The organism is Pseudomonas flexibilis (genome assembly GCF_000802425.1).
Classification (GTDB): Bacteria; Pseudomonadota; Gammaproteobacteria; order Pseudomonadales; family Pseudomonadaceae; genus Serpens; species Serpens flexibilis.
Map to the genome: position 1 here is coordinate 155,493 of NZ_JRUD01000008.1, position 22,263 is coordinate 177,755.

Annotated in this window: 21 protein-coding genes; 9 read left to right on the top strand and 12 right to left on the bottom strand. The window is 66.4% G+C overall.

Going from position 1 to position 22,263, the window contains the following annotated elements:
• Positions 1-145: 145 nt before the first annotated feature.
• Positions 146-970, bottom strand: a complete 825-nt coding sequence (gene ttcA, locus SF06_RS07260) for a tRNA 2-thiocytidine(32) synthetase TtcA (protein ID WP_027590665.1) — start codon at positions 968-970, stop codon at positions 146-148.
• Positions 971-1,119: 149 nt separating this feature from the next.
• On the opposite strand from ttcA, the gene SF06_RS07265 reads away from it, so the two are divergent.
• The 3 genes from SF06_RS07265 to SF06_RS07275 all read left to right on the top strand — a co-directional run bounded on the left by SF06_RS07265 (position 1,120) and on the right by SF06_RS07275 (position 2,998).
• Positions 1,120-1,716 carry a DNA-J related domain-containing protein gene (locus SF06_RS07265; protein WP_039560484.1) on the top strand — a complete coding sequence of 199 codons (597 nt, stop codon included), beginning with the start codon at positions 1,120-1,122 and terminating at the stop codon, positions 1,714-1,716.
• Positions 1,717-1,831: 115 nt separating this feature from the next.
• Positions 1,832-2,428 carry a Yip1 family protein gene (locus SF06_RS07270; RefSeq protein WP_039560485.1) on the top strand — a complete coding sequence of 199 codons (597 nt, stop codon included), beginning with the start codon at positions 1,832-1,834 and terminating at the stop codon, positions 2,426-2,428.
• Between the two features lie 75 nt (positions 2,429-2,503).
• Positions 2,504-2,998 (top strand): SprT family zinc-dependent metalloprotease, encoded by a 495-nt coding sequence (locus tag SF06_RS07275; protein WP_039560486.1) that lies wholly within the window; start codon positions 2,504-2,506, stop codon positions 2,996-2,998.
• A 98-nt stretch (positions 2,999-3,096) separates the two neighbouring features.
• Here SF06_RS07275 and SF06_RS07280 read toward each other — a convergent pair whose 3' ends face one another.
• The 3 genes from SF06_RS07280 to SF06_RS07290 are packed head-to-tail and all read right to left on the bottom strand — an operon-like array spanning position 3,097 to position 4,838.
• A complete protein-coding gene (locus tag SF06_RS07280; RefSeq protein ID WP_039560489.1) occupies positions 3,097-3,603 on the bottom strand; it encodes a DUF2937 family protein in 507 nt (168 codons plus the stop codon).
• 49 nt (positions 3,604-3,652) lie between these two features.
• Positions 3,653-4,426, bottom strand: a complete 774-nt coding sequence (locus SF06_RS07285) for a class II glutamine amidotransferase (RefSeq protein ID WP_027590660.1) — start codon at positions 4,424-4,426, stop codon at positions 3,653-3,655.
• A 16-nt stretch (positions 4,427-4,442) separates the two neighbouring features.
• Complete coding sequence (locus SF06_RS07290; RefSeq protein ID WP_052199747.1) at positions 4,443-4,838, bottom strand: hypothetical protein; 396 nt, start codon at positions 4,836-4,838, stop codon at positions 4,443-4,445.
• A 93-nt stretch (positions 4,839-4,931) separates the two neighbouring features.
• Between SF06_RS07290 and SF06_RS07295 the strand changes: the two genes are divergently transcribed.
• A complete protein-coding gene (locus SF06_RS07295) occupies positions 4,932-6,974 on the top strand; it encodes a S9 family peptidase (RefSeq protein ID WP_039560491.1) in 2,043 nt (680 codons plus the stop codon).
• A gap of 132 nt (positions 6,975-7,106) precedes the next feature.
• Here the strand turns inward: SF06_RS07295 and SF06_RS07300 are convergent, their stop codons facing one another.
• A complete protein-coding gene (locus SF06_RS07300; RefSeq protein WP_027591820.1) occupies positions 7,107-7,988 on the bottom strand; it encodes a YihY/virulence factor BrkB family protein in 882 nt (293 codons plus the stop codon).
• Between the two features lie 149 nt (positions 7,989-8,137).
• On the opposite strand from SF06_RS07300, the gene SF06_RS07305 reads away from it, so the two are divergent.
• The 3 genes from SF06_RS07305 to SF06_RS07315 all read left to right on the top strand — a co-directional run bounded on the left by SF06_RS07305 (position 8,138) and on the right by SF06_RS07315 (position 10,467).
• The gene (locus SF06_RS07305; RefSeq protein WP_039560494.1) at positions 8,138-8,476 is read left to right on the top strand and encodes a YgaP family membrane protein; all 339 of its coding nucleotides are present in this window, start codon (positions 8,138-8,140) and stop codon (positions 8,474-8,476) included.
• Between the two features lie 192 nt (positions 8,477-8,668).
• Positions 8,669-9,133 carry a hypothetical protein gene (locus SF06_RS07310; RefSeq protein WP_027591818.1) on the top strand — a complete coding sequence of 155 codons (465 nt, stop codon included), beginning with the start codon at positions 8,669-8,671 and terminating at the stop codon, positions 9,131-9,133.
• Between the two features lie 56 nt (positions 9,134-9,189).
• Positions 9,190-10,467: a hypothetical protein gene (locus SF06_RS07315; protein ID WP_039560496.1), complete on the top strand. Its 1,278-nt coding sequence runs from the start codon at positions 9,190-9,192 to the stop codon at positions 10,465-10,467.
• 104 nt (positions 10,468-10,571) lie between these two features.
• Here the strand turns inward: SF06_RS07315 and SF06_RS07320 are convergent, their stop codons facing one another.
• The 6 genes from SF06_RS07320 to SF06_RS07345 form a co-directional block, all read right to left on the bottom strand.
• Positions 10,572-11,408, bottom strand: a complete 837-nt coding sequence (locus SF06_RS07320; protein WP_027589369.1) for a CsgG/HfaB family protein — start codon at positions 11,406-11,408, stop codon at positions 10,572-10,574.
• 21 nt (positions 11,409-11,429) lie between these two features.
• Positions 11,430-11,858, bottom strand: a complete 429-nt coding sequence (locus SF06_RS07325) for a curli assembly protein CsgF (protein WP_027589370.1) — start codon at positions 11,856-11,858, stop codon at positions 11,430-11,432.
• Positions 11,855-12,289, bottom strand: a complete 435-nt coding sequence (gene csgE, locus SF06_RS07330) for a curli production assembly/transport protein CsgE (RefSeq protein WP_234703312.1) — start codon at positions 12,287-12,289, stop codon at positions 11,855-11,857. Before csgE ends, SF06_RS07325 begins: the two co-directional genes overlap by 4 nt.
• Before the next feature lie 181 nt (positions 12,290-12,470).
• Complete coding sequence (locus tag SF06_RS07335; protein ID WP_027589372.1) at positions 12,471-13,607, bottom strand: sodium ion-translocating decarboxylase subunit beta; 1,137 nt, start codon at positions 13,605-13,607, stop codon at positions 12,471-12,473.
• 10 nt (positions 13,608-13,617) lie between these two features.
• Positions 13,618-15,399, bottom strand: coding sequence for a sodium-extruding oxaloacetate decarboxylase subunit alpha (gene oadA, locus SF06_RS07340; protein ID WP_039560499.1), 1,782 nt, complete (start codon positions 15,397-15,399; stop codon positions 13,618-13,620).
• 20 nt (positions 15,400-15,419) lie between these two features.
• Positions 15,420-15,662, bottom strand: a complete 243-nt coding sequence (locus SF06_RS07345) for an OadG family protein (protein WP_027589374.1) — start codon at positions 15,660-15,662, stop codon at positions 15,420-15,422.
• A gap of 345 nt (positions 15,663-16,007) precedes the next feature.
• On the opposite strand from SF06_RS07345, the gene SF06_RS07350 reads away from it, so the two are divergent.
• Positions 16,008-16,808, top strand: a complete 801-nt coding sequence (locus SF06_RS07350) for a class I SAM-dependent methyltransferase (protein ID WP_039560501.1) — start codon at positions 16,008-16,010, stop codon at positions 16,806-16,808.
• Between the two features lie 225 nt (positions 16,809-17,033).
• On the opposite strand, the gene hrpA is transcribed toward SF06_RS07350, so the two are convergent.
• Complete coding sequence (hrpA, locus tag SF06_RS07355; RefSeq protein ID WP_039560503.1) at positions 17,034-21,104, bottom strand: ATP-dependent RNA helicase HrpA; 4,071 nt, start codon at positions 21,102-21,104, stop codon at positions 17,034-17,036.
• 120 nt (positions 21,105-21,224) lie between these two features.
• Here hrpA and SF06_RS07360 point away from each other — a divergent pair, with 120 nt between their 5' ends.
• On the top strand, positions 21,225-22,070 hold the full coding sequence (locus SF06_RS07360; RefSeq protein ID WP_039560505.1) for an ion transporter: 846 nt from the start codon (positions 21,225-21,227) through the stop codon (positions 22,068-22,070).
• Positions 22,071-22,263 lie beyond the last annotated feature (193 nt).

Sequence of the window (22,263 nt, forward strand, 5' to 3'; positions counted from 1 at the left end):
TAACCAGTCGCTTCGACCGCGCAGCCGCATGCCAGGGCACGCGGGGCGCCGAGCGAAGCGGAAGATACGGTGTGGTCGAGCATGGGTCGGATTCTCCGAAACGATGGACCGGACCTTACTGCAATCCACCGGCCCGGTTCAAGCCTCAGATGCTCATCGCATCGATGAAGCGTGGCGTAGCGGCCTCGTCGATCTTCAGGCTCTTGAAGTCGTACAGGTTGCGGTCGGCCAGCTGCGAGGGCGCCACATTCTGCAGCGCGCGGAACATCACCTCGGTACGCCCCGGGCTCTTGCGCTCCCAGTCCAGCAGCATCTCCTTGACCACCTGACGCTGCAGGTTCTCCTGCGAACCGCACAGGTTGCACGGGATGATCGGGAATTCCTGGAGTTTCGCGTAGGCCTCGATGTCCTTCTCGCTGCAGTAGGCCAGCGGGCGGATCACCACGTTGCGGCCATCGTCGGAACGCAGCTTGGGTGGCATGGCCTTCAGGGTGCCGCCGTAGAACAGATTGAGGAAGAAGGTTTCCAGGATGTCGTCGCGGTGGTGCCCCAGCGCCATCTTGGTCGCGCCGATTTCGTCGGCGTAGGTGTACAGGGTGCCGCGACGCAGGCGCGAGCACAGCGAGCAGGTGGTCTTGCCCTCCGGGATCTTCTCCTTCACCACCGAATAGGTGTCCTTCTCGATGATGTGGTACGGCACGCCGATGGATTCCAGGTACTGCGGCAACACGTGCTCGGGGAAGCCGGGCTGCTTCTGGTCGAGGTTCACCGCGACGATCTCGAAGCGGATCGGCGCCACCTTCTGCAGGTACAGCAGGATGTCCAGCAACGTGTAGCTGTCCTTGCCACCGGACAGACAGACCATGATCTTGTCGCCGTCCTCGATCATGTTGAAGTCGGCGACCGCTTCGCCGACCAGCCGGCGCAGGCGTTTCTGCAGTTTGTTCTGGTTGACGGACAGCGTACCCATGATGCGTGGCAAATCCCGGCGGTTGAAAGGGACGCGCATTTTACGCGCAAAGCCGCCATTTCCCCAGCCCGACAGTCGGTCATCAACGGTTGCGGATTCAGACCCTGTGCTAGGCTCCCCTGCACCCACGCCGCCCAACCCCACCGCCCATGACCGTCGACGCCTTTCCCGCCACCGACCTCAGCGATACGCTGCTCACGCTGTTGCGCGCGGCGCCCGGCGGCAGCAGCGAGTACCAGTTGATCCAGACGCTGCGCGCCGATGGCAACCCGCACCTGTCGCAGCGCTCACTGCAGGACCCGCTGGTGCTGTTCCGCACCCATTTCCTGGTGTTCAACGCCCTGTATCGCCTGCGCGAACGGCTCTGGCGCGAAGAGGCCGGGCATCTGGAAATCAGTCCGCTGCGCATTCGCCTGCTGCCCTACCAGGCCGGCAGCCAGGGGCTGAGCGAAAGCGACCCGTTGCGCGACTACTACCTGGACATGAACCAGTTGTATGCGACCACCGAAGCGGATGTGGAACAGCTGCTGGACAGCTTCTGGAAGCGCCTGGACAACGGCGGCGACCAGACCCGCGACGCACTGCGCCTGTTCGAACTGGAGGATGAACCGCAGCTGGACCTGGCGCGCATCCGTTTTCGCTACCGCCAACTGGTCAGTCGCCACCACCCTGACCGTGGCGGCAGCACCGAACACCTGCAGAGCATCAACGCCGCCATGGAAATCCTCGAGCGCCATTACCACTGATCCGGATCAGCGGGCGCCCCGGTAACCGTTTCGCCAGCACTCCTATACTGCGACACAAGGTCGCACGCTGGCGGACTGCCACGGGAGACGACCCGCTAACGAGGAGGTGCAGGCCATGATCAATCATGTCTGGGGGCTGTTCACCCATCCCAACAGCGAATGGCGCGAGATCCGCGGCGAGGAGCAGACCAGCCATCCACGGCTGTATGCCTTGTTCGTCCTGGCGGCCATCCCGCCCGTTTCCGCCTTCATCGGCACCACCCGGGTCGGCTGGGCCCACGGCAACGCCCCGGCGGTGCGGCTGACCGAAGCCAGCGCCCTGCCCCTGGCGGTGCTGTCCTACCTGGCCATGCTGGTCGGTGTGCTGGTGATGGGCTGGTTCATCCACTGGATGGCCCGCACCTACCACGCCAACCCGACCCTGCGTCAGTGCGTGATGTTCGCGGCCTATACGGCCACGCCGCTGTTCATCGCCGGGCTGTCGGCGCTGTATCCCAGCCTGTGGCTGGGCATGATCATCGGCACGGCGGCGGTGGCCTATACCGCCTATCTGCTGTACGTCGGCCTGCCTACCTTCATGGACATCCACCCGGACGAGGGCTTCCTGTTCTCAAGCTCGGTGCTGGCGGTGGGCCTGGTGGTGCTGGTGGCGATGCTGGCAGTCTCGGTGGTGCTGTGGGGCATGGGCATCGGCCCGATCTACACGCTCTGACCCAAGCCGGGGCGCATGCTGCCTGCGCCCCGCGACTTCTCTATACTGGCGCGCCTGTCCCACCGAGAGGCCGCCATGCCCCAGTTGCTCGAAGCCCGCGTCGAAGAGTGCTATCGCCAGGCCGAGGCGTTCTTCAAGCGCAGCTTCTCCCGCCCGCGGGTCAGCCTGCAGTTGCGCGGGCAGAAGGCGGGCGTCGCGCATCTGCAGGAGAACCTGCTGCGCTTCAATGCCCAGCTGTATCGGGAAAACACCGAACACTTCCTGCGCCAGACCGTGGCCCACGAGGTCGCCCATCTGGTCGCCCACCAGCTGTTCGGCCTGCGCATCCGCCCGCATGGCGAGGAATGGCAGAAAATCATGCGCGGCGTGTTCCAGTTGCCCCCCGAGCGCTGCCATCACTACGACGTGCCACGGCGCAAGGCGACCCGTTACGTCTATCGCTGCCAATGCCCGGAAGGCCTGTTCCCGTTCAGCGCCCAGCGCCACGGTCTGGTCGCCAAGGGTCGGCGCTATCTGTGCCGACGCTGCAGGGCAACGCTGCAGTTCACTGGCGAGCTGCGCGTGGAGTGATGCCGAGGGGCTTCAGCGCCGTGGCCTTCGTGCGGGCCTTAGCCAAGAGCTCGCGACTGAAGTCGCTCCTACGATCGGTACGGGCGCCCGCCGCAAGATCAGAGGGGACGCACGCGGCGGGTGAACAGCAGGGAGCCGAGCATGGCCAGCAGGCTTGCCACCAGCGCCGCCAGCAGCAGGCCGCAGGACAGACCCCAGGCGATGGCCGCCGGGTCCAGCGGTACCTGGTACTGGTAGCCACGCAACGCATCACGGGTCAGTCGCGGGTCGGCGGCGCTGAACAGGTGCCAGGCGCGCGCGTACCAGGGCCCCTGCATGGCCTGCCACTCGCGGTCGAGCAATTCGGCGCGGCCCACGAGGTGCTCGATGCTGCCGGCATCGCTGCGCATCACCGGATCGTCACTGGCGCGATAATGCCGCAGCAGCGCCTGCAGGTCGCCGGCGAAGAAACGCCGCGCGGTGTCGCGAAAGCCTTCCAGGCTGTGCGCCGATTCCAGGCGGTGGGCTTCCAGACGCTGGGTGTAGACATCCATGAACGCGGGGATCTGCACCCCCACCAGCAGGCCGAAGGCAAACAGCAGCAGACGCAGGTAACTACGCAACATGGAGAGATTCCTGACTGAAGGTGCGAACCGACTGCAAGCGGCGTGCCGCTCAGGCCTTGCCGCTGGCGATGCACTCGCCGCGCCGCCACAGGGTCCAGTCGCCCGGCTCGTGGGCGATCCAGCGTTCGTTATCGGTCAGCGGCTCGGTGGCCAGCACGGTCACCACGTCGTCGGGGCTGGTTTCCGCCTGAAAATCGACGGTCACGTCGGCATCCTTCAGACGCGCTGGCCCGAAGGGCGCGCGGCGGGTGATCTGCGCCAGCTTGGTGGTGCAGAAGCTGAACAGCCAGTCGCCATCGCTGAGCAGGCAGTTGAACACGCCCTTGCCACGGTACTCGGCGCAGGCGGCCACCAGCGTCGGCAGCAGCAGCGTCACATCCACCGGGGCGGGAAAGGCCTGGCGAACCCGGTTGAGCAGTTCGCAGAACGCCGCCTCGCTGTCGGTTTCGCCCACCGGCCGATAGAAGCCCGCCTCGGCATGGAAATCCCGCAGCTGGCCGTTGTGGGCGAAGCACCAGTAGCGCCCCCACAGCTCGCGGGAAAAGGGGTGGGTGTTGGCCAGCGAGACCGGCCCGGCATTGGCCTGGCGGATATGCCCGATGACCACCTTGCTCTTGATCGGATAGCGTTGTACCAGGCGCGCCACCTCGGAGTCGGCACTGGCGGTTGGGTCCTGGAACAGGCGCAGCCCGCGCCCTTCGTAGAAGCCGATGCCCCAGCCATCGCTGTGCGGGCCGGTGCGGCCGCCACGCTGCATCAGTCCGGTGAAGCTGAACAGGATGTCGGTGGGCACATTGGCGCTCATGCCGAGCAGTTCACACATGGCAGCGTCTCCGCGGTCAGGCCTGCGGCTCGACGCGGCGGGCGTCCCCGCCGTCCGCCCGCGCAGCGGCGCGCTCCCGCAGCCAGCGCTCGATCGGCCAGCGCGCGGCGGCGAAGATCAGGTAGAGCACCAGAGCGACCAGGCCGTACATGGACAGGTCGGCCAGCGCCCGCCAAACGCTGTCGCCAACCTTGAAGCCGAGATCCAGCGCACCGATGGCGATGGCTGGCGCCAGCAAGTCGCGGGACGGGTCCACCAGGGTCGGCGTGAACAGCAGCACGGCGGCCGCCAGACGCAGGATTTCGCGCAACCAGCGCCACATCCAGCGGGTCAGGCGCATCCACACCAGCATCAGGCCAAGGCCGGCGCTGAGGTACAGGGCCCAGGCAAGCAGGTAGTCGTTGTCGATCATTGGCGTTTCGGGCGGTGAAAGGGGCGCATATGATAGCGGCTTTTGCAGCGGGCCACCTACCCGGTGCACCCTCTCCCGCTTTCGAGGCCACCCATGAGCCAAGCCCCCATCGCCCGCAGCATCCCTGGCGCCGATCCCTACCAGTGGCTGGAAAACCGCGACAGCGCCGAGGTGCTCGATTACCTGCAGGCGGAAAACGCCTACACCGACGCCTGCCTGGCGGACCAGGCCGAGCTGCGCCAGCGGCTGTTCGAGGAGATCAAGGGCCGCATCCGCGAGACCGACCTTTCCCTGCCGGCACCCTGGAAGGACTTTCTCTACTACCAGCGCACCACTGCGGGTGACGAGTATCCGCGCCACTATCGCTGCCGCCGCCCGGCGGATGGCTCGCTGGCCATCGACGACGCCAGCGAACAATTGCTGCTGGACCCCAACACCCTGGCCGACGGCGGTTTCCTGTCGCTGGGCGCCTTCAGCCTGAGTCCCGACCAGCGCCTGCTCGGCTACAGCCTGGACACCACCGGCGACGAGATCTACCGGCTGTTCATCAAGGACCTGCACAGCGGCGAGATCAGCGAACTGCCGTTCGAGGACTGCGACGGCAGCCTGTGCTGGGCCAACGACAGCCAGACGCTGTTCTTCGCCGAACTGGACGACACCCACCGCCCGCACAAGCTGTACCGCTACCGGTTGGGCGACGCCGAGGCGCAGCTGGTGTTCAACGAGCCGGACGGGCGCTTCTTCATCCACTGCTACCGCACCAGCTCCGAGCGCCAGCTGGTGCTGGCCAGTACCAGCAAGACCACCAGCGAGGCCTGGGTGCTGGACGCCGAGCGGCCGCACGACGCCTTCGTCTGCGTCGCGCCGCGCGAGGAAGGCCACGAGTACGATCTCGATCACGGCCTGCTCGACGGTGAGTGGCGCTGGTTCATCCGCAGCAACCAGGCCGGCATCAATTTCGCCCTGTACACCGCCCCGCAGGCCAACCCGGAACGTGCCCACTGGCAACTGCTGCGCGCCCACGACCCCGCGGTGATGCTGGAAGATATCGACCTGAACAGCACGGCCCATGTGCTCAGCCTGCGCGAGGGCGGCCTCTCGGTGCTGGAAGTCCATCCGGCCGGCGCCGCGCCCTATCGGGTCGCCCTGCCCGACGCCGTCTACAGCCTGCACGTGGCCAGCACCCTGGAATTCGACAGCCCGGTGATCCGCCTGCGCTACGAATCGCTCAACCGGCCGGCGCAGCTGCGCCAGCTGGAGCTGGCCAGCGGCACGCAGCAGGTGCTCAAGGAAACCCCGGTGGAAGGCCCGTTCGATGCCCAGGCCTACGAGAGCCGGCGGCTGTGGGCCACCGCGCCGGACGGCACGCGCATCCCGGTCAGCCTGGTGGCGCGCCGCGAGGTGTTCGCCGCCGGCCAGCCGGCGCCACTCTATCTCTACGGTTATGGCGCCTATGGCGAAAGCCTCGATCCCTGGTTCTCCCACGCGCGCCTGTCGCTGCTGGAGCGCGGCTTCATCTTCGCCATCGCGCACGTGCGCGGCGGCGGCGAGATGGGCGAGGCCTGGTACCGCGCCGGCAAGCTGGAGCACAAGGCTAACACCTTCGGCGATTTCATCGCCGTGGCGGAAAGCCTCGTCGCCAGCGGCCTCACCCAGCCGGAGAAGCTGGCCATCAGCGGCGGCAGCGCCGGCGGCCTGCTGATCGGCGCGGTGCTCAATCGGCGCCCGGATCTCTTCGGCGCCGCCATCGCCGAAGTGCCCTTCGTCGACGTGCTGAACAGCATGCTCAACCCGGACCTGCCGCTGACCGTCACCGAATACGACGAATGGGGCGACCCGCGCGATCCCGAGGTGCATGCGCGCATCCAGGGCTACGCGCCCTACGAGAACGTGCGCGCCCAGATCTATCCGCCGCTGCTGGTGGTGGCCGGCTACCACGACAGCCGCGTGCAGTACTGGGAGGCCGCCAAGTGGGTCGCCCGCCTGCGCGCCACCAAGGCCGACGACCACCTGCTGCTGCTCAAGACCGAAATGAGCGCCGGCCACGGCGGCATGAGCGGCCGCTACCAGGCCTTGCACGACGTGGCGCTGGAATACGCCTTCCTGCTCAAGGTGCTGGGACTGGCAGCAGGCTGAGGCCACAGGAGCGAATTCATTCGCGGGCTTCTGACTGTGGTTGCAACCACCTCGCCGGCCGCACCTTGCCGGCCGCACCTCACCGGCCGCCAAAAAAGCTCGCGGACACGTCCGCTCCTGCAGGCAATCGTCCTACTGTGCTCCGCCCGGATGTGCCACCTTCTCGCCGGGATCCTTGCCGCTCGGGTCCTGATGCTCGATCACCGCGTTGAGTTCGGCGCCAAACAGCAGCACCGCGGCGGACAGGTAGAAATACATCAGCAGCACGATGATCGCGCCGATGCTGCCGTAGGTGGCGCTGTAGTCGGCGAAGTTCTGCACGTAGTAGCCGAAGCCCAGCGAGGCGGCGATCCAGGTCAACACGGCGATCAGCGAGCCGGGAGTAATGAAGCGGAATTCCTGCTCGACGTCCGGCGTGACGTAATAGAACACGGCCACTGCCAGCACCAGCAAAAGCACCGCCACCGGCCAGCGCAGCCACGCCCAGACCGTCACTACCACCTGTTGCAGGCCGAACAGGTCGGCGAGCCAGCCCATCAGCGTCGGGCCGACCACCATCAGTGCGGCCGCCGTCAGCAGCATGGCAGCCATGCCCACCGTGTAGAGCACCGACAGCGGATAACGCTTCCAGAGGGGGCGCCCCTCGCGCACGTCATAGGCACGGTTCATGGCGACCATGGCCGAACGGATCCCGGCCGACGCCGTCCACAGGGCAAACAGGATGGCGATGGAGAACAACCCGGACTTCTGACGCTCGAATTGCACGATCACCGCATCCACCTGCTCCATGGCCTGGGGCGGCAGCAGCAACGCGGCCTGGCTGCGCAGCCAGTCGTAGAAAGCCTGCAGATCGAGATAGCCGACCACCGCCACCAGAAACAGCAGGAAGGGGAACAGCGAGAACAGCCCGCGAAAAGCCAGGGCGGCGGCATAGGTTTCCATCTCGTCTTCGCCGAACTCCCTGAACGATCGCTTCATCAGCTCGACGAAGCCCAGTCCGCGCAGATCGAACATGCGTTCCTCTCCCTTCAGCTCGCCTGAACAGGGACGGGGCGCAGCGGCATAAGTTTCTTCACCCGGACAAAGGCCGGTAGTCGCCTGCCGCGAACAGCCCGCACGCGCGGCAGTCAGCAGAACACAGCCTCGAACCGGGAGTACGCACTATGCATGGCTACAACACCTCCTCCGAACACCGGGCGCAGAACGTGCACGGCTGGGAACGTACCCTGTCCATCGCCGGCGGCTTCTTCCTGCTGGCCTATGGCCTGCGCAAGGGTGGTCTTGCCGGCCTGGTGGAACTGGGCCTCGGCGGCATGGCGCTGGCCCGCGGCATGACCGGCCAATGCGCGGCCAAGCGGGCCCTGTGCCGATCCTGCGCCGAGGGCGAGTACTGCTCCATCGAGGAACATGAGCAGCAACGGCGCAACGCCGAAGCGGCCACGCACACCAGCACCGTGACCGGCAACGATTCGCTGGACAGCCCGCCAGTGGGCCGCCCCTAACCTCCCCTCCTGCCCCCTCTCCCGTCCAGAGAGGGGCATCGCCCCAATCCGTCGGCCAGCCCGGGCCCACCGATGCGCGCGGCGATTTGCTGGAATTCACAACCTGAACCATGCTCTTGCGCAAGTCGACCCACCGACGGCGACCCGCAGGACGCGAGCGCCTTACCGGAACAAAGACCCAAGGACACGGGAATGAAACGCCACGCCCCCTTCGCCGCAATCATGGCCCTGATCCTGCAGAGTGGTGCGGCATTCGCCTTCGACCTGCTGGACAACGGCGACCTGGCTGGCAATGCCGATCTGTACGAGGCGCGCCAGGTGATAGCCGGCGAACTGCAACTGCATATCAGCCAGCAGGGTCAGCACAACCTGGCCATGCTCGATCAGCAGGGCGACTCGCTGCTTGGCGGCATCGTGCAACAGGGCAGCCATCACGAAGCCTATCTGCTGCAGCAAGGCAGCAACCTGATGGCCAGCATCTGGCAGCAGGGCTATGGCAACCAGGCCGCCATCCTCCAGTTCGGCTACGGCAATGAAGCCCAGATCATCCAGGCCGGCGCACACAACACGGCCAGCATCGAGCAATCCGGATCAGGGCTATATGGCCGGATCACGCAGGTGGGCGTCGGGCTGCACGCGCAGGTGCGACAGCGCTGACGCCCCGAGAAACACCAATAAGGAAAGCAGTAGTACACCAACAAGGAGGCAATACCATGTTCAACAAATCCCCCCTCGCCGCAGCGATTCTGATGCTCAGCGCCGGTCCGGTGCTGGCCGACGGCGTTTCCGAACAAACCCAACAGGGCTGGCACAATGACGCGGCAGTGGTGCAGGTCGGCGGCAACGCGCACGCCGTGCAACTGCAGGATGGCGCCGGCAACGACGCTCGCTCGCTGCAGACCGTCAGCGTCGGCACGATCAATCAGCGCCAGCAGGGCACTCACAACCGAGCGAACGCCGACCAGCACCTCGCCGGCCCGGGCAGCAGCATCCGCCAGGTGCAGGAAGGCCATGCCAACGACGCCCACGCCACCCAGTTCGGCAGCTGGGGCAGCAGCGCCAACCAGGTCCAGCTGGGCAATGGCAACGATTCCTCGGTCGCCCAGTACGGCAGTGCGCACAGCCGTGCCACCACCATCCAGCGCGGGGATGACAACAGTGCCCAGGTGCGCCAGGACCTGAGCCTGCACAGCCGCGCCCGGATCGAACAGCAAGGCTCGCTGAACGAGGCCTCCGCCGAGCAGCGCTTCACGCTGGGCGGCAGCATCGACATCGAGCAACAGGGCACCCTGCACCAGATCAGCGTGTATCAGCTCGACACCGCCGGCAACCGGGTGACCACCCTGCAGAACGGCGTCAACAGCTCCGCCAGCATCACCCAGCGCAGCCAGACTGGCAGCCAGGTGCAGATCACCCAGTTCGGCGGCCTGCAGGACGTCACCGTCCACCAGGCAGCCGCCGACCACAGCCTGATCGAGACCCTGCAGACCGGCGAAGGCAACAGCCTGCAGGTCGAGCAGATCGACGGCACCCACCTCACCGCGCGACTCACCCAGCACGGCGTGGGCAACAACCAGACCCTGGAGCAAAGCGGCGAAGGCAACAGCGTGACCCTGACTGCCAACGGCGGCGACAACCGCGTGCGGCTGACCCAGACCGGCAACTACAACGAGCTGTACTTCGATCAGAACGGCAGCGACAACCTGCTGATTGCCGAGCAGCGTGGCACCTCCAACCGCTTCGATGGCAGCAGCAACGGCTGGCACAACACCGGCTATCTGGACCAGGACGGCAGCTTCAACCAGGCCACCCTGCGCCAGAGCGGCCACCTGAACACCGCGGACATCACGCAGTACGGCAGCAACGGCAGCGCTTACGTCAGCCAGGCAGGCTCGCTGAACTACGCCGTGGTGAACCAGGCGGGCTACAACCAGGTCAGCACCATCCACCAGTACGGCTACGGCAACCAGGCCAGCGCGCTGCAGCGCTGAGGCCGTGCGCGGGAGCGAAGTTTTTCGCTCCCGCGCCTTCGCAACACGCAAAACAAAGGGGGGGACGGATTTCCGTCCCCCCCTTTGTTTTGTCCTTGATCACCTCAACGGGCGTTGGCCAGGTACTTGCCCAGCGTCGAATCGGCCAGTGCGGCCGGATTGGCGGCCTGCCACAGCTTGCGCTCGATGCCTTGAGCGATCAGGTGGGCGACCGCCGCTTCGATGGCCGACAGCACACAGAGCTGCGCAGGCTCGTTGATGGTGTAACCGGCCTCTGCTTCGAGCAGCTCCTTCAGTTCGATGAACTTGAACACGCCAGCGCTGCGCGCCACCGAGTAGATCGTCTTGCTGGTCATGACATTGGCCAACACTTGTCCGCTGCGCACATCCACCGCCCGCAGGCTCACAGATACCTGGTCCACCCGGTACTCGTTCGACACGCCGATGCCCAGGTAACGGGCGCCCTCGCCGCCCGTGCGCACATTGCTGTCGAAGGCGACGATGCCGCCCTCTAGCACGATGTTGGCCGCCTGCAGCGGCGGCAACTCGGCGAGGATGTTGGCCGGCGTGCCATCCTTCTGCTGCGAGGCGCGGATGATCTTGCGCTCGGTCAGCAGGTTCTGCAGGCCCTCGCGCTCCAGCACCATGAACCAGCCGCTGGCCTGCAAAGCATCCATCAGCATGCTGGCCGCGCCCTGGGTGACGCTGGTGGAAAAGGAACTGGCCGGAGACGGCTTGTATTGCCCGGTCTGGTCACGGAACCCGTAGACCGCCGTGACGACCAATCCCCTGGGCTTGGGCATGTTGACCAGGTCATGGTAGGTCGATGCCCGGGGGGTCAGTGTGGGTATTTCCGCATCGTGCTCGGCCGGCATCGGCTCACGCAACGAACAGCCCTGCAACAGCGCGCCGGCCAATGCCACCGCTAGTAAGGTTCTCATGCCACATCCCTGTTTCATGGATCAGTTCGGCGTCCAGCCGCTGAGTACGATCTCCGACACCTCGCCGGTGACGCGGTCGGTCACCAGAATGCTGAGGATTCCGGAGTTCGCGTTGTCCTGGATCTCGATGATGAAGGCACTGGTGGTCAGGGTGCCGGTCTGGCCGCTCTCGATGTTGGTCATCAGCTGCGACAGCAGCCGCGATTCCAGCTGGCTGGTGAAACGTTCCAGCGCGGTGGTACCGGTATAGCCCGCGCCCAGCCCGGACCCCGGGGCTGAGTGGTCGTTCTGTGCCTGGGCATTGCCCAGCAGCCAGCCGCCATTCAGCGGGTTGCCCCCGAACGACGGGTTGATCGGCGTATAGACCAGCTCACTGGCCTGAACGCTTGCGAGCAGGCCGCTGCAGGCCAGCCCCAGCGCGGCGAACCGCGCGCTCCACTGCCCTCTCATAACTCGTCTCGCTCCATGTCCGTGGTGTCCTGCAGGAGGATTTCCAGTCGTCTTCGGATCACCGTTTCCTTGACCTGATCGGCTGCCGCGTAGGCCACCGTTTGCAGCTGCGCGGTGTTGGGCGCCAGGAAGCTACGGTAGACGGTGCGCTGCTCGTACTCCACCCAGATCAGGCTGCCCCAGCGCGCCGAAGGTCGTTCGCGCACCACCAGATTGAAGTCCAGGCGGCTGGTATCTCGCAGCCGCTCGGTGAAATAGCGGTAGAACTGGTGGCCGATGTGGCTGATCGTCTGGTCGACGATGAAACCATTGAGCTCGTCGTCCAGGTTGCCGGGCCGGACCGGGCTCGCGGGCAGCAGCAGCAACAGGCACAGAAGGGTTCGGGCAAATAAAGGCGATACGCGGGCGAAGTCCATGTCGGCGATCAGCATCCTGCTGCGCGGCGGCGGTCGTGGGGAAGGCAGTGCGAACTTTAGTCGATGCCGTTGCGGCCTGCGCCTCCGCACAGAAAAGCGTGACGCGCGTCACGCCCCGCTCTGTGGACCGATTCTGGCGGCCGCAAAAAAGAACCCCGCCGGCGGCGGGGTTCTTATCTCGGAGCTCGAAGGCGGGTCAGCCAACGAAGCTGAGCAGCACCCCTGCGGCCACGGCGGAGCCGATGACACCGGCCACGTTGGGTCCCATGGCGTGCATGAGCAGGAAGTTCTGCGAGTTGGCCTCAAGCCCGACCTTGTTCGACACCCGGGCTGCCATTGGCACCGCCGAGACACCCGCCGAGCCGATCAGCGGGTTGATCTGGTTGGTGCTGAAGCGGTTCATGATCTTGGCCATGATGATCCCCGCGGCCGTACCGGCCGAGAACGCCACCATGCCCAGCGCCAGGATGCCCAGGGTCTTCATCTGCAGGAAGGCCTCGGCGGACAGCTTAGAGCCGACGGTCAAGCCCAGCGCGATGGTGATGATGTTGATCAGCGCGTTACGCGAGGTATCGGCCAGGCGATCCACCACACCGCATTCGCGCAGCAGGTTGCCGAAGGCAAACATGCCGATCAGCGGCGCGGCATCCGGCAGCAGCATGCCGACCAGCAGGCACAGCAGCAGCGGGAAGACGATCTTCTCCACCTGGCTGACATGCCGCAGCTGGGTCATGACGATGGCGCGCTCTTCCGGTGTGGTCAGCGCACGCATGATCGGCGGCTGGATCAGCGGCACCAGGGCCATGTAGGAGTATGCAGCCACGGCGATCGGGCCGAGCAGGTCCGGCGCCAGCTTGGAGGTGACGAAGATCGAGGTCGGACCATCGGCGCCACCAATGATGGCGATCGACGCGGCTTCCTTGAGGGTGAACTCCAGGCCGGGGATGCCGCTGGCGGTCAGCGCCAGGGCGCCCAGCAGCGTGCCGAAGATGCCGAACTGCGCGGCGGCGCCGAGCAGCAGCGTCTTGGGGTTGGCCAGCATCGGACCGAAATCGGTCATGGCGCCGACGCCCATGAAGATCAGCAGCGGGAACACGCTGGTCGGCAGACCCACCTCGTAGAACAGGTGCAGGATGCCGGCGCCCTCGGCCATGTTGGCCACCGGGATGTTGGCCAGGATGCCGCCGAAGCCGATGGGAATCAGCAGCAAGGGTTCGAAACCCTTGCGGATCGCCAGGTAGATCAGACCGATACAGACCAGCATCATCAGCGCCTGACCGGCCTCCAGATGATACAGGCCGGTGCTCTGCCAGAGCGTGAGCAACTTTTCCATGGAACGCTCCTTAGGCGATGCTCAGCAGGGGATGGCCAACCGCGACCGCGTCGCCGACCTTCACCTCGACGGTGGAGACGGTGCCGGCCTTGAAGGCGCGGATCTCGGTTTCCATCTTCATGGCCTCGAGGATCACCACCAGGTCGCCTTCCTGTACCAATTGGCCGGGCTGTACCAGGACCTTGAAGATGTTGCCGGCCAGCGGCGCGGGCTGCGGCTCGCCGGACGCCGGCACGGCGGCGGACGCGGCGGCCGTCGGCGAAGCGGCGCCATTGAGCGGCTTGATACCCTCGATGTCACCGCCATCGCTGACCTGCACCACGAACGACTTGCCATTGACGTCCACGGTGTAGACCTCCGGCTTGCCAGACTCGCGGGGCGCCGCTTCCCGGCCGTTCGGCGCCGGCTCGAAGGCCGCCGGGTTGCCACGGTTCTCCAGGAACTTCAGGCCGATCTGCGGGAACAGCGCATAGGTCAGCACGTCGTCGATCTCGTCGGCGGCCAGGCGGATGCCCTTCTCGCGGGCGATGCCCTTGAGCTCGGCGGTCAGCTTGTCCATCTCGGCCTCGAGCAGGTCGGCCGGGCGGCAGGTGATCGCTTCACCACCATCCAGCACCCGGGCCTGCAGTTCGGCGTTGAACGGCGCCGGCGCCGCGCCGTACTCGCCCTTGAGCACGCCGGCGGTTTCCTTGGTGATCGACTTGTAGCGCTCGCCGGTGAGCACGTTGATCACCGCCTGGGTACCGACGATCTGCGAGGTGGGGGTGACCAGCGGGATGAAGCCCAGGTCCTCGCGCACGCGCGGGATCTCGTCCAGCACCTGGTCGAACTTGTCCAGCGCGCCCTGCTCCTTGAGCTGGCTTTCCATGTTGGTCAGCATGCCGCCGGGCACCTGGGCGACCAGGATGCGCGAGTCGACGCCGCGCAGGGTGCCTTCGAACTTCGCGTACTTCTTGCGCACCTCGCGGAAGTAGGCGGCCACTTCTTCGAGCAGTTCCAGGTTCAGGCCGGTGTCGCGCTCGGTGCCCTGGAAGATCGCCACCACCGACTCGGTCGGCGAATGGCCGTAGGTCATGGACAGCGAGGAGATGGCGGTGTCGACGTTGTCGATGCCGGCTTCCACGGCCTTGAGGATGGCGGCGGTGGACAGCCCGGCGGTGGCGTGGCACTGCATGTGCACCGGAATGGCCAGGCTGGCCTTCAGACGCGAGACCAGCTCGTAGGCCTGGTACGGGGTGAGGATGCCGGCCATGTCCTTGATGGCCACCGAGTCGGCGCCCATGTCTTCGATCTGCTTGGCCAGGTCGACCCACATGTCCAGGGTGTGCACCGGGCTGGTGGTGTAGGAAATGGTGCCCTGGGCGTGCTTGCCCTGGCGCTTCACGGCGCGCAGCGCGGTGTCCAGGTTTCGCGGGTCGTTCATCGCGTCGAACACGCGGAACACGTCCACGCCGTTGATCGCGGCGCGCTCGACGAACTTCTCCACCACGTCATCGGCGTAGTGGCGGTAGCCGAGGAGGTTCTGGCCACGCAGCAGCATCTGCTGGCGGGTGTTGGGCATCGCCTTCTTCAGCTCGCGGATGCGCTCCCAGGGGTCCTCGCCCAGATAGCGGATGCAGGCGTCGAAGGTCGCGCCACCCCAGCTTTCCACCGACCAGAAACCTACCTGGTCGAGTTTGGGCGCGATGGGCAGCATGTCTTCCAGGCGCACGCGGGTGGCGAGGATGGACTGGTGGGCGTCACGCAGCACCACATCGGTAATGCCGAGCGGCTTCTTGTTCGAAACGGTCATGGGGATTTCCCTTTCCTGGGTCAGGCGCGGCGCGCGCGGTGAAGGTGAATCGCGGCCCGGATGGCGGCCAGGGTGTCTGCATCGGCCGGCGCAGGCGTGGCAACCTGCTGGGTCGGCGTGGCCGGCGGCTCGCTGACGAAGCGGCCGGTCAGGAAGGTCATCAGGCGAATGCAGAAGATCAGCAGAATCAGGAAGACGAAGACCGAACCCATGCCGAATAGCATGAGTTCAACACCTTCGAGCAGAAGTTGGCTGGTTTGCATGCAACTCTCCGAAGGACGCCCTTGTGGAGCGCCAGCATTATTGTTGTCTATGGCTCTTGGCTTTATTCAGCGCGCCTACGGCGGGCGGCCGGCTGCGCACGCTACCGACCCCGCAGGAAGCGAGTCAATGATTATCGCCGGGGAAAATGCACCGAACGCAGTCTTTTGGTCTACCGAACGGAAGGCGTGTGCAGCCCCCGCAAAGGACGAAAGGCCCCGGATGACGTCGTCTGGCCAGCATCCGCTCCGCCAGGCGCCCCGTCCGCCGCGACGACGGGTCGCAGGGGATTGTCGCGGCTGCGCCGCCAGACTGGGTCCACCGGCCGCAAACGATCGACCCCGCCCATGACCCTCGACGATATCGACTTCGCCGCCCTCTACCGCGAGCACCTGCGCCAGGCCGGCCGCACGCCCAAGCCGGCCAGCGACTGGGATCGCCGCGCCGGCGAACTGAACCGCAGCAGCCAGGCCTCGCGCTACGCCAGCGACTTCATCGGCCGCATGAACCTGGACGGCGCCCGCACGCTGCTGGACATCGGCTGCGGGCCGGGCACCCTGGCGCTGCCGCTGGCCGCGCGGCTGGAGCGGGTGTACGGCCTGGACTTCAGCGCCGGCATGCTCGCCTGCCTGGCCCAGAACGCCCAAGAGCAGGGCCTGGGCAATGTGCAGGGCATCCAGCGCGCCTGGGAAGAGGACTGGAGCGACGTGCCAGTGTGCGACATCGTGGTGGCGTCGCGCTCGGGGCTGGTCGAAGACCTGGCCGACGCCCTGGACAAGATGAACCGCCACGGCCGGCTGCGCGCCTACATGACCCAACTGGTCGGTGGCGCCCTCAGCGAGCCGGAGATCGCCGCCCTGCTCGGCCGCCAGCCCCGGCGCCTGCCGGATTACCTGTACACCGTCAGCCTGCTGCACCAGCGCGACATCCACCCGCGCCTGGACTACCTGGAAACCCGCAACCGCCTGGGCGGCACCCGCAACTTCGAGGAATTCGCCCAGCGCGTGGCCTGGGCCTTCGGGCCGATCGATGCCGACCAGCGCGCCGAATTGCAACGCTGGTACCAGGTCGACCCGGAGCGCGCCCGCAGCGGCGGTGCGCCGATGCGCTGGGCGTTTATCAGTTGGGATATTCCATCGAGGCGCTGAGCCGGAGCGCCGCGAGGTAACGGTACGGCGAACGGCGTTTTTCCCGGTCGCCACATCGGTGCGCACCGCTGCCTCGTCTCGGCGGGCAAGGCATTGCCTTGCCCGGCCTACGAGTCACCAGCCCTGTAGGGCGGACAGCGCTTTCCTGTCCGCAGACTGGCCCCCGGCTAGCCGCGCACGGCGGACAAGAACGACGTTGTCCGCCCTACGGGTTCCGCACGCAACTCACGCTTCCACCAGCGCCCACTGCTTGCTCAGGCGCTTGTCCGACACCGGCATCTTCGTGCCCAGTTGCTGGGCCCACAGTGAGACGCGGTATTCCTCCAGCATCCAGCGGTAAGCCACTAATTCAGGGTCGCGCTTGCCTTCCTGCAGGTGCTTCTTCAGGCGCGCCTGGTACTGCTCCCAGTAGCCGGCCAGCTCGCCGCTCCACACCCGGTCGCGCTGCAGCTGCGCGCCAATCTTGTCGAAGCGCTGCTCGATGGCCTTGAGGTAACGGGGATATTCGCGCAGCCATTCGCCCGGCGTCTCGCGCACGAAGCCGGGGTAGATGAGGTTGCCCAGCTGCGCCTTGATGTCGTTGAGCGCCACCGCCTGGGCCAGGTCGATGCGACCCTTGAAGCGTTTCTGCAGGGCGTGCCAGTGCTTGAGGATCTCCAGCACCAGCCGCGACAGACGCTCGGCGTGCTCGGTCCAGGCGCCGCGCTTGTGCTCAGCCAGCGAGGCCAGCGCGGCACCGTCACGCGGCAAGGGCTCGACGCCGTCGAGGATGCAGCTGTCCAGGCTGGCCAGCAGGATGTCCTCGGTCAGCGCCTCGACGCGGCCCAGGTCGCGATACAGCAGGCCCATGTCGGTCAGGCCCGGCAGCTTGCCGCGCAGGAATTTCGCCTGTTCGCTGAGCTGCTGAAGCAGCAGGCGCTGTAGCGCGCGGCGATGCTGGAACTCGGCCTCGGCCTGGGTCGGGAAGCGCCCCTCCTTGACCACCCCGCCCTCTTCCACCAGCGCCGGGTAGACGGTCATGGCCAGGCCGGCGACCTTCTGCTGGGTCTTCTCGGCCACCGGGGCGAAACCCTTGGCTTCCACCGGCTTCTGCTGCTCGGCCTTCTGGGTCGGCAGCGCCAGCGCCGCCTGGCTGGCTTCGCTGAAGCGCGCGGTGATTTCCGCCAGGTCGCGGCCTTCGCCGAGGAACTTGCCGCGCGCGTCCACCACTTCGATGTTCATGCGCAGGTGGCTTTCCACCTTCTCGCCGGCCTCGGCCCAGGCTTCCTCCGGCACCCGGGCACCGGTCATGCGCTGCAGTTCGCGGCCCAGCGCCTCGGGCAGCGAGCCTTCGGCGAAGGGCAGCTTGGCCAGCGCGGCGCGCACGAAGTCCGGCACCGGCACGAAGTTCTTGCGCATCGCCTTGGGCAGGTTGCGCACCAGCTCGATGGCGCGGGCTTCCAGGAGGCCCGGTACCAGCCATTCCAGGCGCTCGGCCGGCAACTGCGGCAGCAGCGGCGCGGGCACGCGCACGGTCACGCCGTCGCGCGGATGGCCGGGCTCGAAGTGATAGGTCAGCGGCAATTGCAGCTCGCCCAGGCGCAGGTGATCCGGGTACTGGGCGGCGGTGATCTCGCTGGCGTCGCGGGCCAGCACGTCTTCCTCGCGCATCAGCAGCAGCTGCGGGTTCTTCTGGCTCTCGCGCTTGTACCAGCTCTCGAAGCTGGCGGCCTGGTAGATGTCCTGCGGCAGGCGCGCGTCGTAGTAGGCGAACAGCGTGTCCTCGTCGGCGAGGATGTCGCGGCGCCGCGCCTTGGCCTCCAGCTCGTCGAGCAGCTCCAGCAGGTCGCGATTTTCGGTGAGGCACTTGGCGCGGCTATTGATCTCGCCGCGCACCAGCCCCTCGCGGATGAACAGCTCGCGGGCCGCCGGCGGGTCGACGGGGCCGTAATGCACCGGGCGCTTGCCGACCACGATCAGGCCGAACAGGGTGATCTGCTCGAAGGCCACCACCTGGCCGCGCCTCTTCTCCCAGTGCGGCTCGAAGTGGTTCTTCTTGATCAGGTGCCCGGCCAGCGGCTCGATCCAGTCCGGCTCGATCTTCGCCACCATGCGCGCGAACAGCTTGGTGGTTTCCACCAGCTCGGCGGCCATCACCCACTGCGGCTTCTTGCGGCCGATGACGCTGGAGGGGTGAATCCAGAAGCGCCGCTGGCGGGCACCGAGGAAATCGCCGTCCTCGGTCTTGCTGCCGATGTGGCTGAGCAGGCCGGACAGAATCGCCTGGTGCACGGCGGCGTAGCCCTTGGCGCGCTGGGCGGCGGCCCGGGCTTCGGCCTGCTCCTTGAGCTTGGCGTTGAGCTTGGTGTCGGTGGTGGGGGTGATGCGATTGGTGGAAGAGGCTTCGCCGTCTTCAACCCTGCGGTCGTCGGTCGCTGCGTAGGGTGGATGGCCGGAGCCATCCACCGCCTTGCCGGCGCCGAGCTTGAGTTCGCGCACGATCAACAGCAGTTGCCGATGCGCATCGCGCCACTCGCGCAGGCGCAGGTAGTTGAGGAAGTTTTTGCGGCACCAGCTGCGCAGCGCGTTGGCGCCCAGCTCCTGGCGCTTTTCCTCGAAGCCACGCCACAGGTTGATCAGCGCGGCGAAGTCGGAATCCGGGTCCTTCCACTGGGCATGGGCCTGGTCGGCGGCCTGCTGGCGGTCGGCCGGGCGTTCGCGCACATCCTGCACGGACAGCGCGCTGGCCACGATCAGCACCTCGTCGAGGCTGCCCAGGCGCGCGGCTTCCAGCAGCATGCGGCCCAGGCGCGGGTCGATGGGGATGCGCGCCAGTTGGCGACCCAGGGCGCTGATGCGCCCCTCGCGGTCCACCGCCGACAGTTCCTGCAGCAGGTTGAAGCCGTCGCTGATCGCCTTGCCGTCCGGCGGCTCGATGAAGGGGAAATCCGCGATATCGCCCAGGCGCAGGTGCAGCATCTGCAGGATCACCGCCGCCAGGTTGGTGCGCAGGATCTCCGGATCGGTGAATTCCGGCCGGCCGAGGAAATCCTCCTCGCTGTACAGGCGGATGCAGATGCCCGGCTCGACGCGTCCGCAGCGGCCCTTGCGCTGGTTGGCGCTGGCCTGCGACACCGCCTCGATGGGCAGGCGCTGCACCTTGGAGCGATAGCTGTAGCGGCTGATCCGCGCGGTGCCGGAGTCGATCACGTAGCGTATGCCCGGCACGGTCAACGAGGTTTCCGCCACGTTGGTGGCCAGCACGATCTTGCGCCCGGCGGCCGGCTTGAAGATCTTCTGCTGCTCGGCCGGGGTCAACCGCGCATACAGCGGCAGCACCTCGGTCAGACGCAGATTGGCCTTGCGCAGCACCTCGGCGGCGTCGCGAATCTCGCGCTCGCCGGGCAGGAACACCAGTACGTCGCCGGGGCGCTTGCCGACGCTCTTCTCGTGGGCCTCGATTTCGGCCAGCGCGGCGAGGATGCCCTGATCGACCGTCAGGTCGTCCTCGACCCGGTTGCCGTCCTCGTCGGTCTCGGCGGCCAGCGGGCGGTACCAGGTTTCCACCGGGTAGGTGCGCCCGGAGACTTCGATGATCGGCGCGTTATCAAAATGCTTGCTGAAACGCTCCAGATCGATGGTCGCCGAGGTGATGATGACCTTCAGGTCCGGGCGGCGCGGCAGCAGCTTCTTCAGGTAGCCGAGCAGGAAATCGATGTTCAGCGAGCGCTCGTGGGCCTCGTCGACGATCAGCGTGTCGTACTTTTCCAAAAAGCGGTCGTGCTGGGTTTCCGCCAGCAGGATGCCGTCGGTCATCAGCTTGATCAGGGTGCGCTCGGTGCTCTGGTCCTCGAAGCGCACCTGGTAGCCGACCAGTTCGCCCAGCGGCGCGGCCAGCTCCTCGGCGACCCGGGTGGCCACGCTGCGCGCCGCCAGCCGGCGCGGCTGGGTGTGGCCGATCAGGCCGTTCACGCCCCGGCCGATTTCCAGGCAGATCTTCGGCAGCTGGGTGGTCTTGCCCGAACCGGTCTCGCCGGCAATCACCAGCACCTGATGCTTCTCCAGCGCGGCCTTGATCTCGTCGCGCTTGGCGGCAATCGGCAGCGCATCGTCGTAACGAATGGCCGGCACGCTCGCGCGGCGCGCCTGCACCTTGGCGCAACTGGCCTGGAAGCGCTCCAGCCACTGGGCCAGGCGGGCGTCGTCGGGCTTCTTCTGCAGGTCCTGCAACTGGCGGCGCAGGCGATGGCGATCGGCGGAAAACGCCTGGTCGAGATTGTTCAGCAGGGTGGCAATGGCAGGCAGGGCGTCGGTCATCGAGCAATCGCGGGCAAATCGGAAAGGGCGCGATTGTGGCAGATTTTCCGCGCCCGGGCGCGGCGTACGCGGCGTGCAGCGGTTACCCTAGCCAGCATTCGATGAGCCGGGCGAATCGCGATGGACAATCCCCTGAGTGAAATGAGCTGGCGCGAGCGCCTTTACGTGGTGATCTTCTTCACCAACACCCCGGAAGGCCGGCGCTTCGACACCTGGCTGCTGGTGGCGATCCTGGCCAGCCTGCTGGTGGTGATGTTCGACAGCATCCCCACGGTGAATGCCGAAGCGGGCCTGCCGCTGCTGGCGCTGGAATGGCTGTTCACCCTGCTGTTCATGGTCGAGTACGGGGTGCGCATCTACTGCCATCCGGAACCGCGCAAGTACATCTTCAGCTTCTATGGGGCGGTCGACCTGCTGTCGTTCCTGCCCAGCTTCCTGGCCCTGCTGGTGCCCGGCAGCCAATACCTGATCGTGGTGCGCGTGCTGCGCCTGCTGCGGGTGTTCCGGATTCTCAAACTGACCCCTTACCTGAGCCAGGCCAACTTCCTGCTGGTGGCGCTGCGCGGCAGCCGGCAGAAGATCATCGTGTTCCTGCTCACGGTGAGCACCCTGGTGGTGATCTTCGGCACGCTGATGTACGTGATCGAGGGCCCGGAAAACGGCTTCACCAGCATACCCACCAGCGTGTACTGGGCGGTGGTGACGCTGACCACTGTCGGCTACGGCGACATGGTGCCGCACACCGGACTGGGCAAGACACTGGCCACGCTGATCATGGTCACCGGCTACTCGATCATCGCCGTGCCCACCGGCATCTTCACCGCCGAACTGGCCAACGCCATGCGCCAGGACAGCCTGCTCCACGACTGCCCGACCTGCCACAAGGACCACCACGAACCCCAGGCAGCGTTCTGCAGCCGCTGCGGGGAGAAGCTGTTCACGAAGACGACCGAGGAGCCAGCGTAGGGCGGACAACGTTGGCGCCGTCGCGCGCAGCGGCGGCCGGAAAAACGCCGACCGCCCTTGTATCTCGACTACCTGTCTGCTATACACAACTGACGCATCCGACGACCCCTTACGTTTTAAACAGAGTAGGTCGCTCGCCAGCACAAAAGAACACATCGTCTCAAACAACTGCGTCAACGTCTCGCACCCCCCA

Bases quoted from the DNA above. Each gene is read 5' to 3' on its own strand.
- ttcA (WP_027590665.1), bottom strand. From the start codon at position 970: ATGGGTACGCTGTCCGTCAACCAGAACAAACTGCAGAAACGCCTGCGC.
- SF06_RS07315 (WP_039560496.1), top strand. From the start codon at position 9,190: ATGTTCAACAAATCCCCCCTCGCCGCAGCGATTCTGATGCTCAGCGCC.
- SF06_RS07320 (WP_027589369.1), bottom strand. From the start codon at position 11,408: ATGAGAACCTTACTAGCGGTGGCATTGGCCGGCGCGCTGTTGCAGGGC.
- csgE (WP_234703312.1), bottom strand. From the start codon at position 12,289: ATGCTGATCGCCGACATGGACTTCGCCCGCGTATCGCCTTTATTTGCC.
- SF06_RS07300 (WP_027591820.1), bottom strand. From the start codon at position 7,988: ATGTTCGATCTGCGCGGACTGGGCTTCGTCGAGCTGATGAAGCGATCG.
- SF06_RS07325 (WP_027589370.1), bottom strand. From the start codon at position 11,858: ATGAGAGGGCAGTGGAGCGCGCGGTTCGCCGCGCTGGGGCTGGCCTGC.
- SF06_RS07360 (WP_039560505.1), top strand. From the start codon at position 21,225: ATGGACAATCCCCTGAGTGAAATGAGCTGGCGCGAGCGCCTTTACGTG.
- oadA (WP_039560499.1), bottom strand. From the start codon at position 15,399: ATGACCGTTTCGAACAAGAAGCCGCTCGGCATTACCGATGTGGTGCTG.
- SF06_RS07285 (WP_027590660.1), bottom strand. From the start codon at position 4,426: ATGTGTGAACTGCTCGGCATGAGCGCCAATGTGCCCACCGACATCCTG.
- SF06_RS07305 (WP_039560494.1), top strand. From the start codon at position 8,138: ATGCATGGCTACAACACCTCCTCCGAACACCGGGCGCAGAACGTGCAC.
- SF06_RS07270 (WP_039560485.1), top strand. From the start codon at position 1,832: ATGATCAATCATGTCTGGGGGCTGTTCACCCATCCCAACAGCGAATGG.
- SF06_RS07280 (WP_039560489.1), bottom strand. From the start codon at position 3,603: ATGTTGCGTAGTTACCTGCGTCTGCTGCTGTTTGCCTTCGGCCTGCTG.
- hrpA (WP_039560503.1), bottom strand. From the start codon at position 21,104: ATGACCGACGCCCTGCCTGCCATTGCCACCCTGCTGAACAATCTCGAC.
- SF06_RS07335 (WP_027589372.1), bottom strand. From the start codon at position 13,607: ATGGAAAAGTTGCTCACGCTCTGGCAGAGCACCGGCCTGTATCATCTG.
- SF06_RS07310 (WP_027591818.1), top strand. From the start codon at position 8,669: ATGAAACGCCACGCCCCCTTCGCCGCAATCATGGCCCTGATCCTGCAG.
- SF06_RS07290 (WP_052199747.1), bottom strand. From the start codon at position 4,838: ATGATCGACAACGACTACCTGCTTGCCTGGGCCCTGTACCTCAGCGCC.
- SF06_RS07295 (WP_039560491.1), top strand. From the start codon at position 4,932: ATGAGCCAAGCCCCCATCGCCCGCAGCATCCCTGGCGCCGATCCCTAC.
- SF06_RS07265 (WP_039560484.1), top strand. From the start codon at position 1,120: ATGACCGTCGACGCCTTTCCCGCCACCGACCTCAGCGATACGCTGCTC.
- SF06_RS07275 (WP_039560486.1), top strand. From the start codon at position 2,504: ATGCCCCAGTTGCTCGAAGCCCGCGTCGAAGAGTGCTATCGCCAGGCC.
- SF06_RS07350 (WP_039560501.1), top strand. From the start codon at position 16,008: ATGACCCTCGACGATATCGACTTCGCCGCCCTCTACCGCGAGCACCTG.
- SF06_RS07345 (WP_027589374.1), bottom strand. From the start codon at position 15,662: ATGCAAACCAGCCAACTTCTGCTCGAAGGTGTTGAACTCATGCTATTC.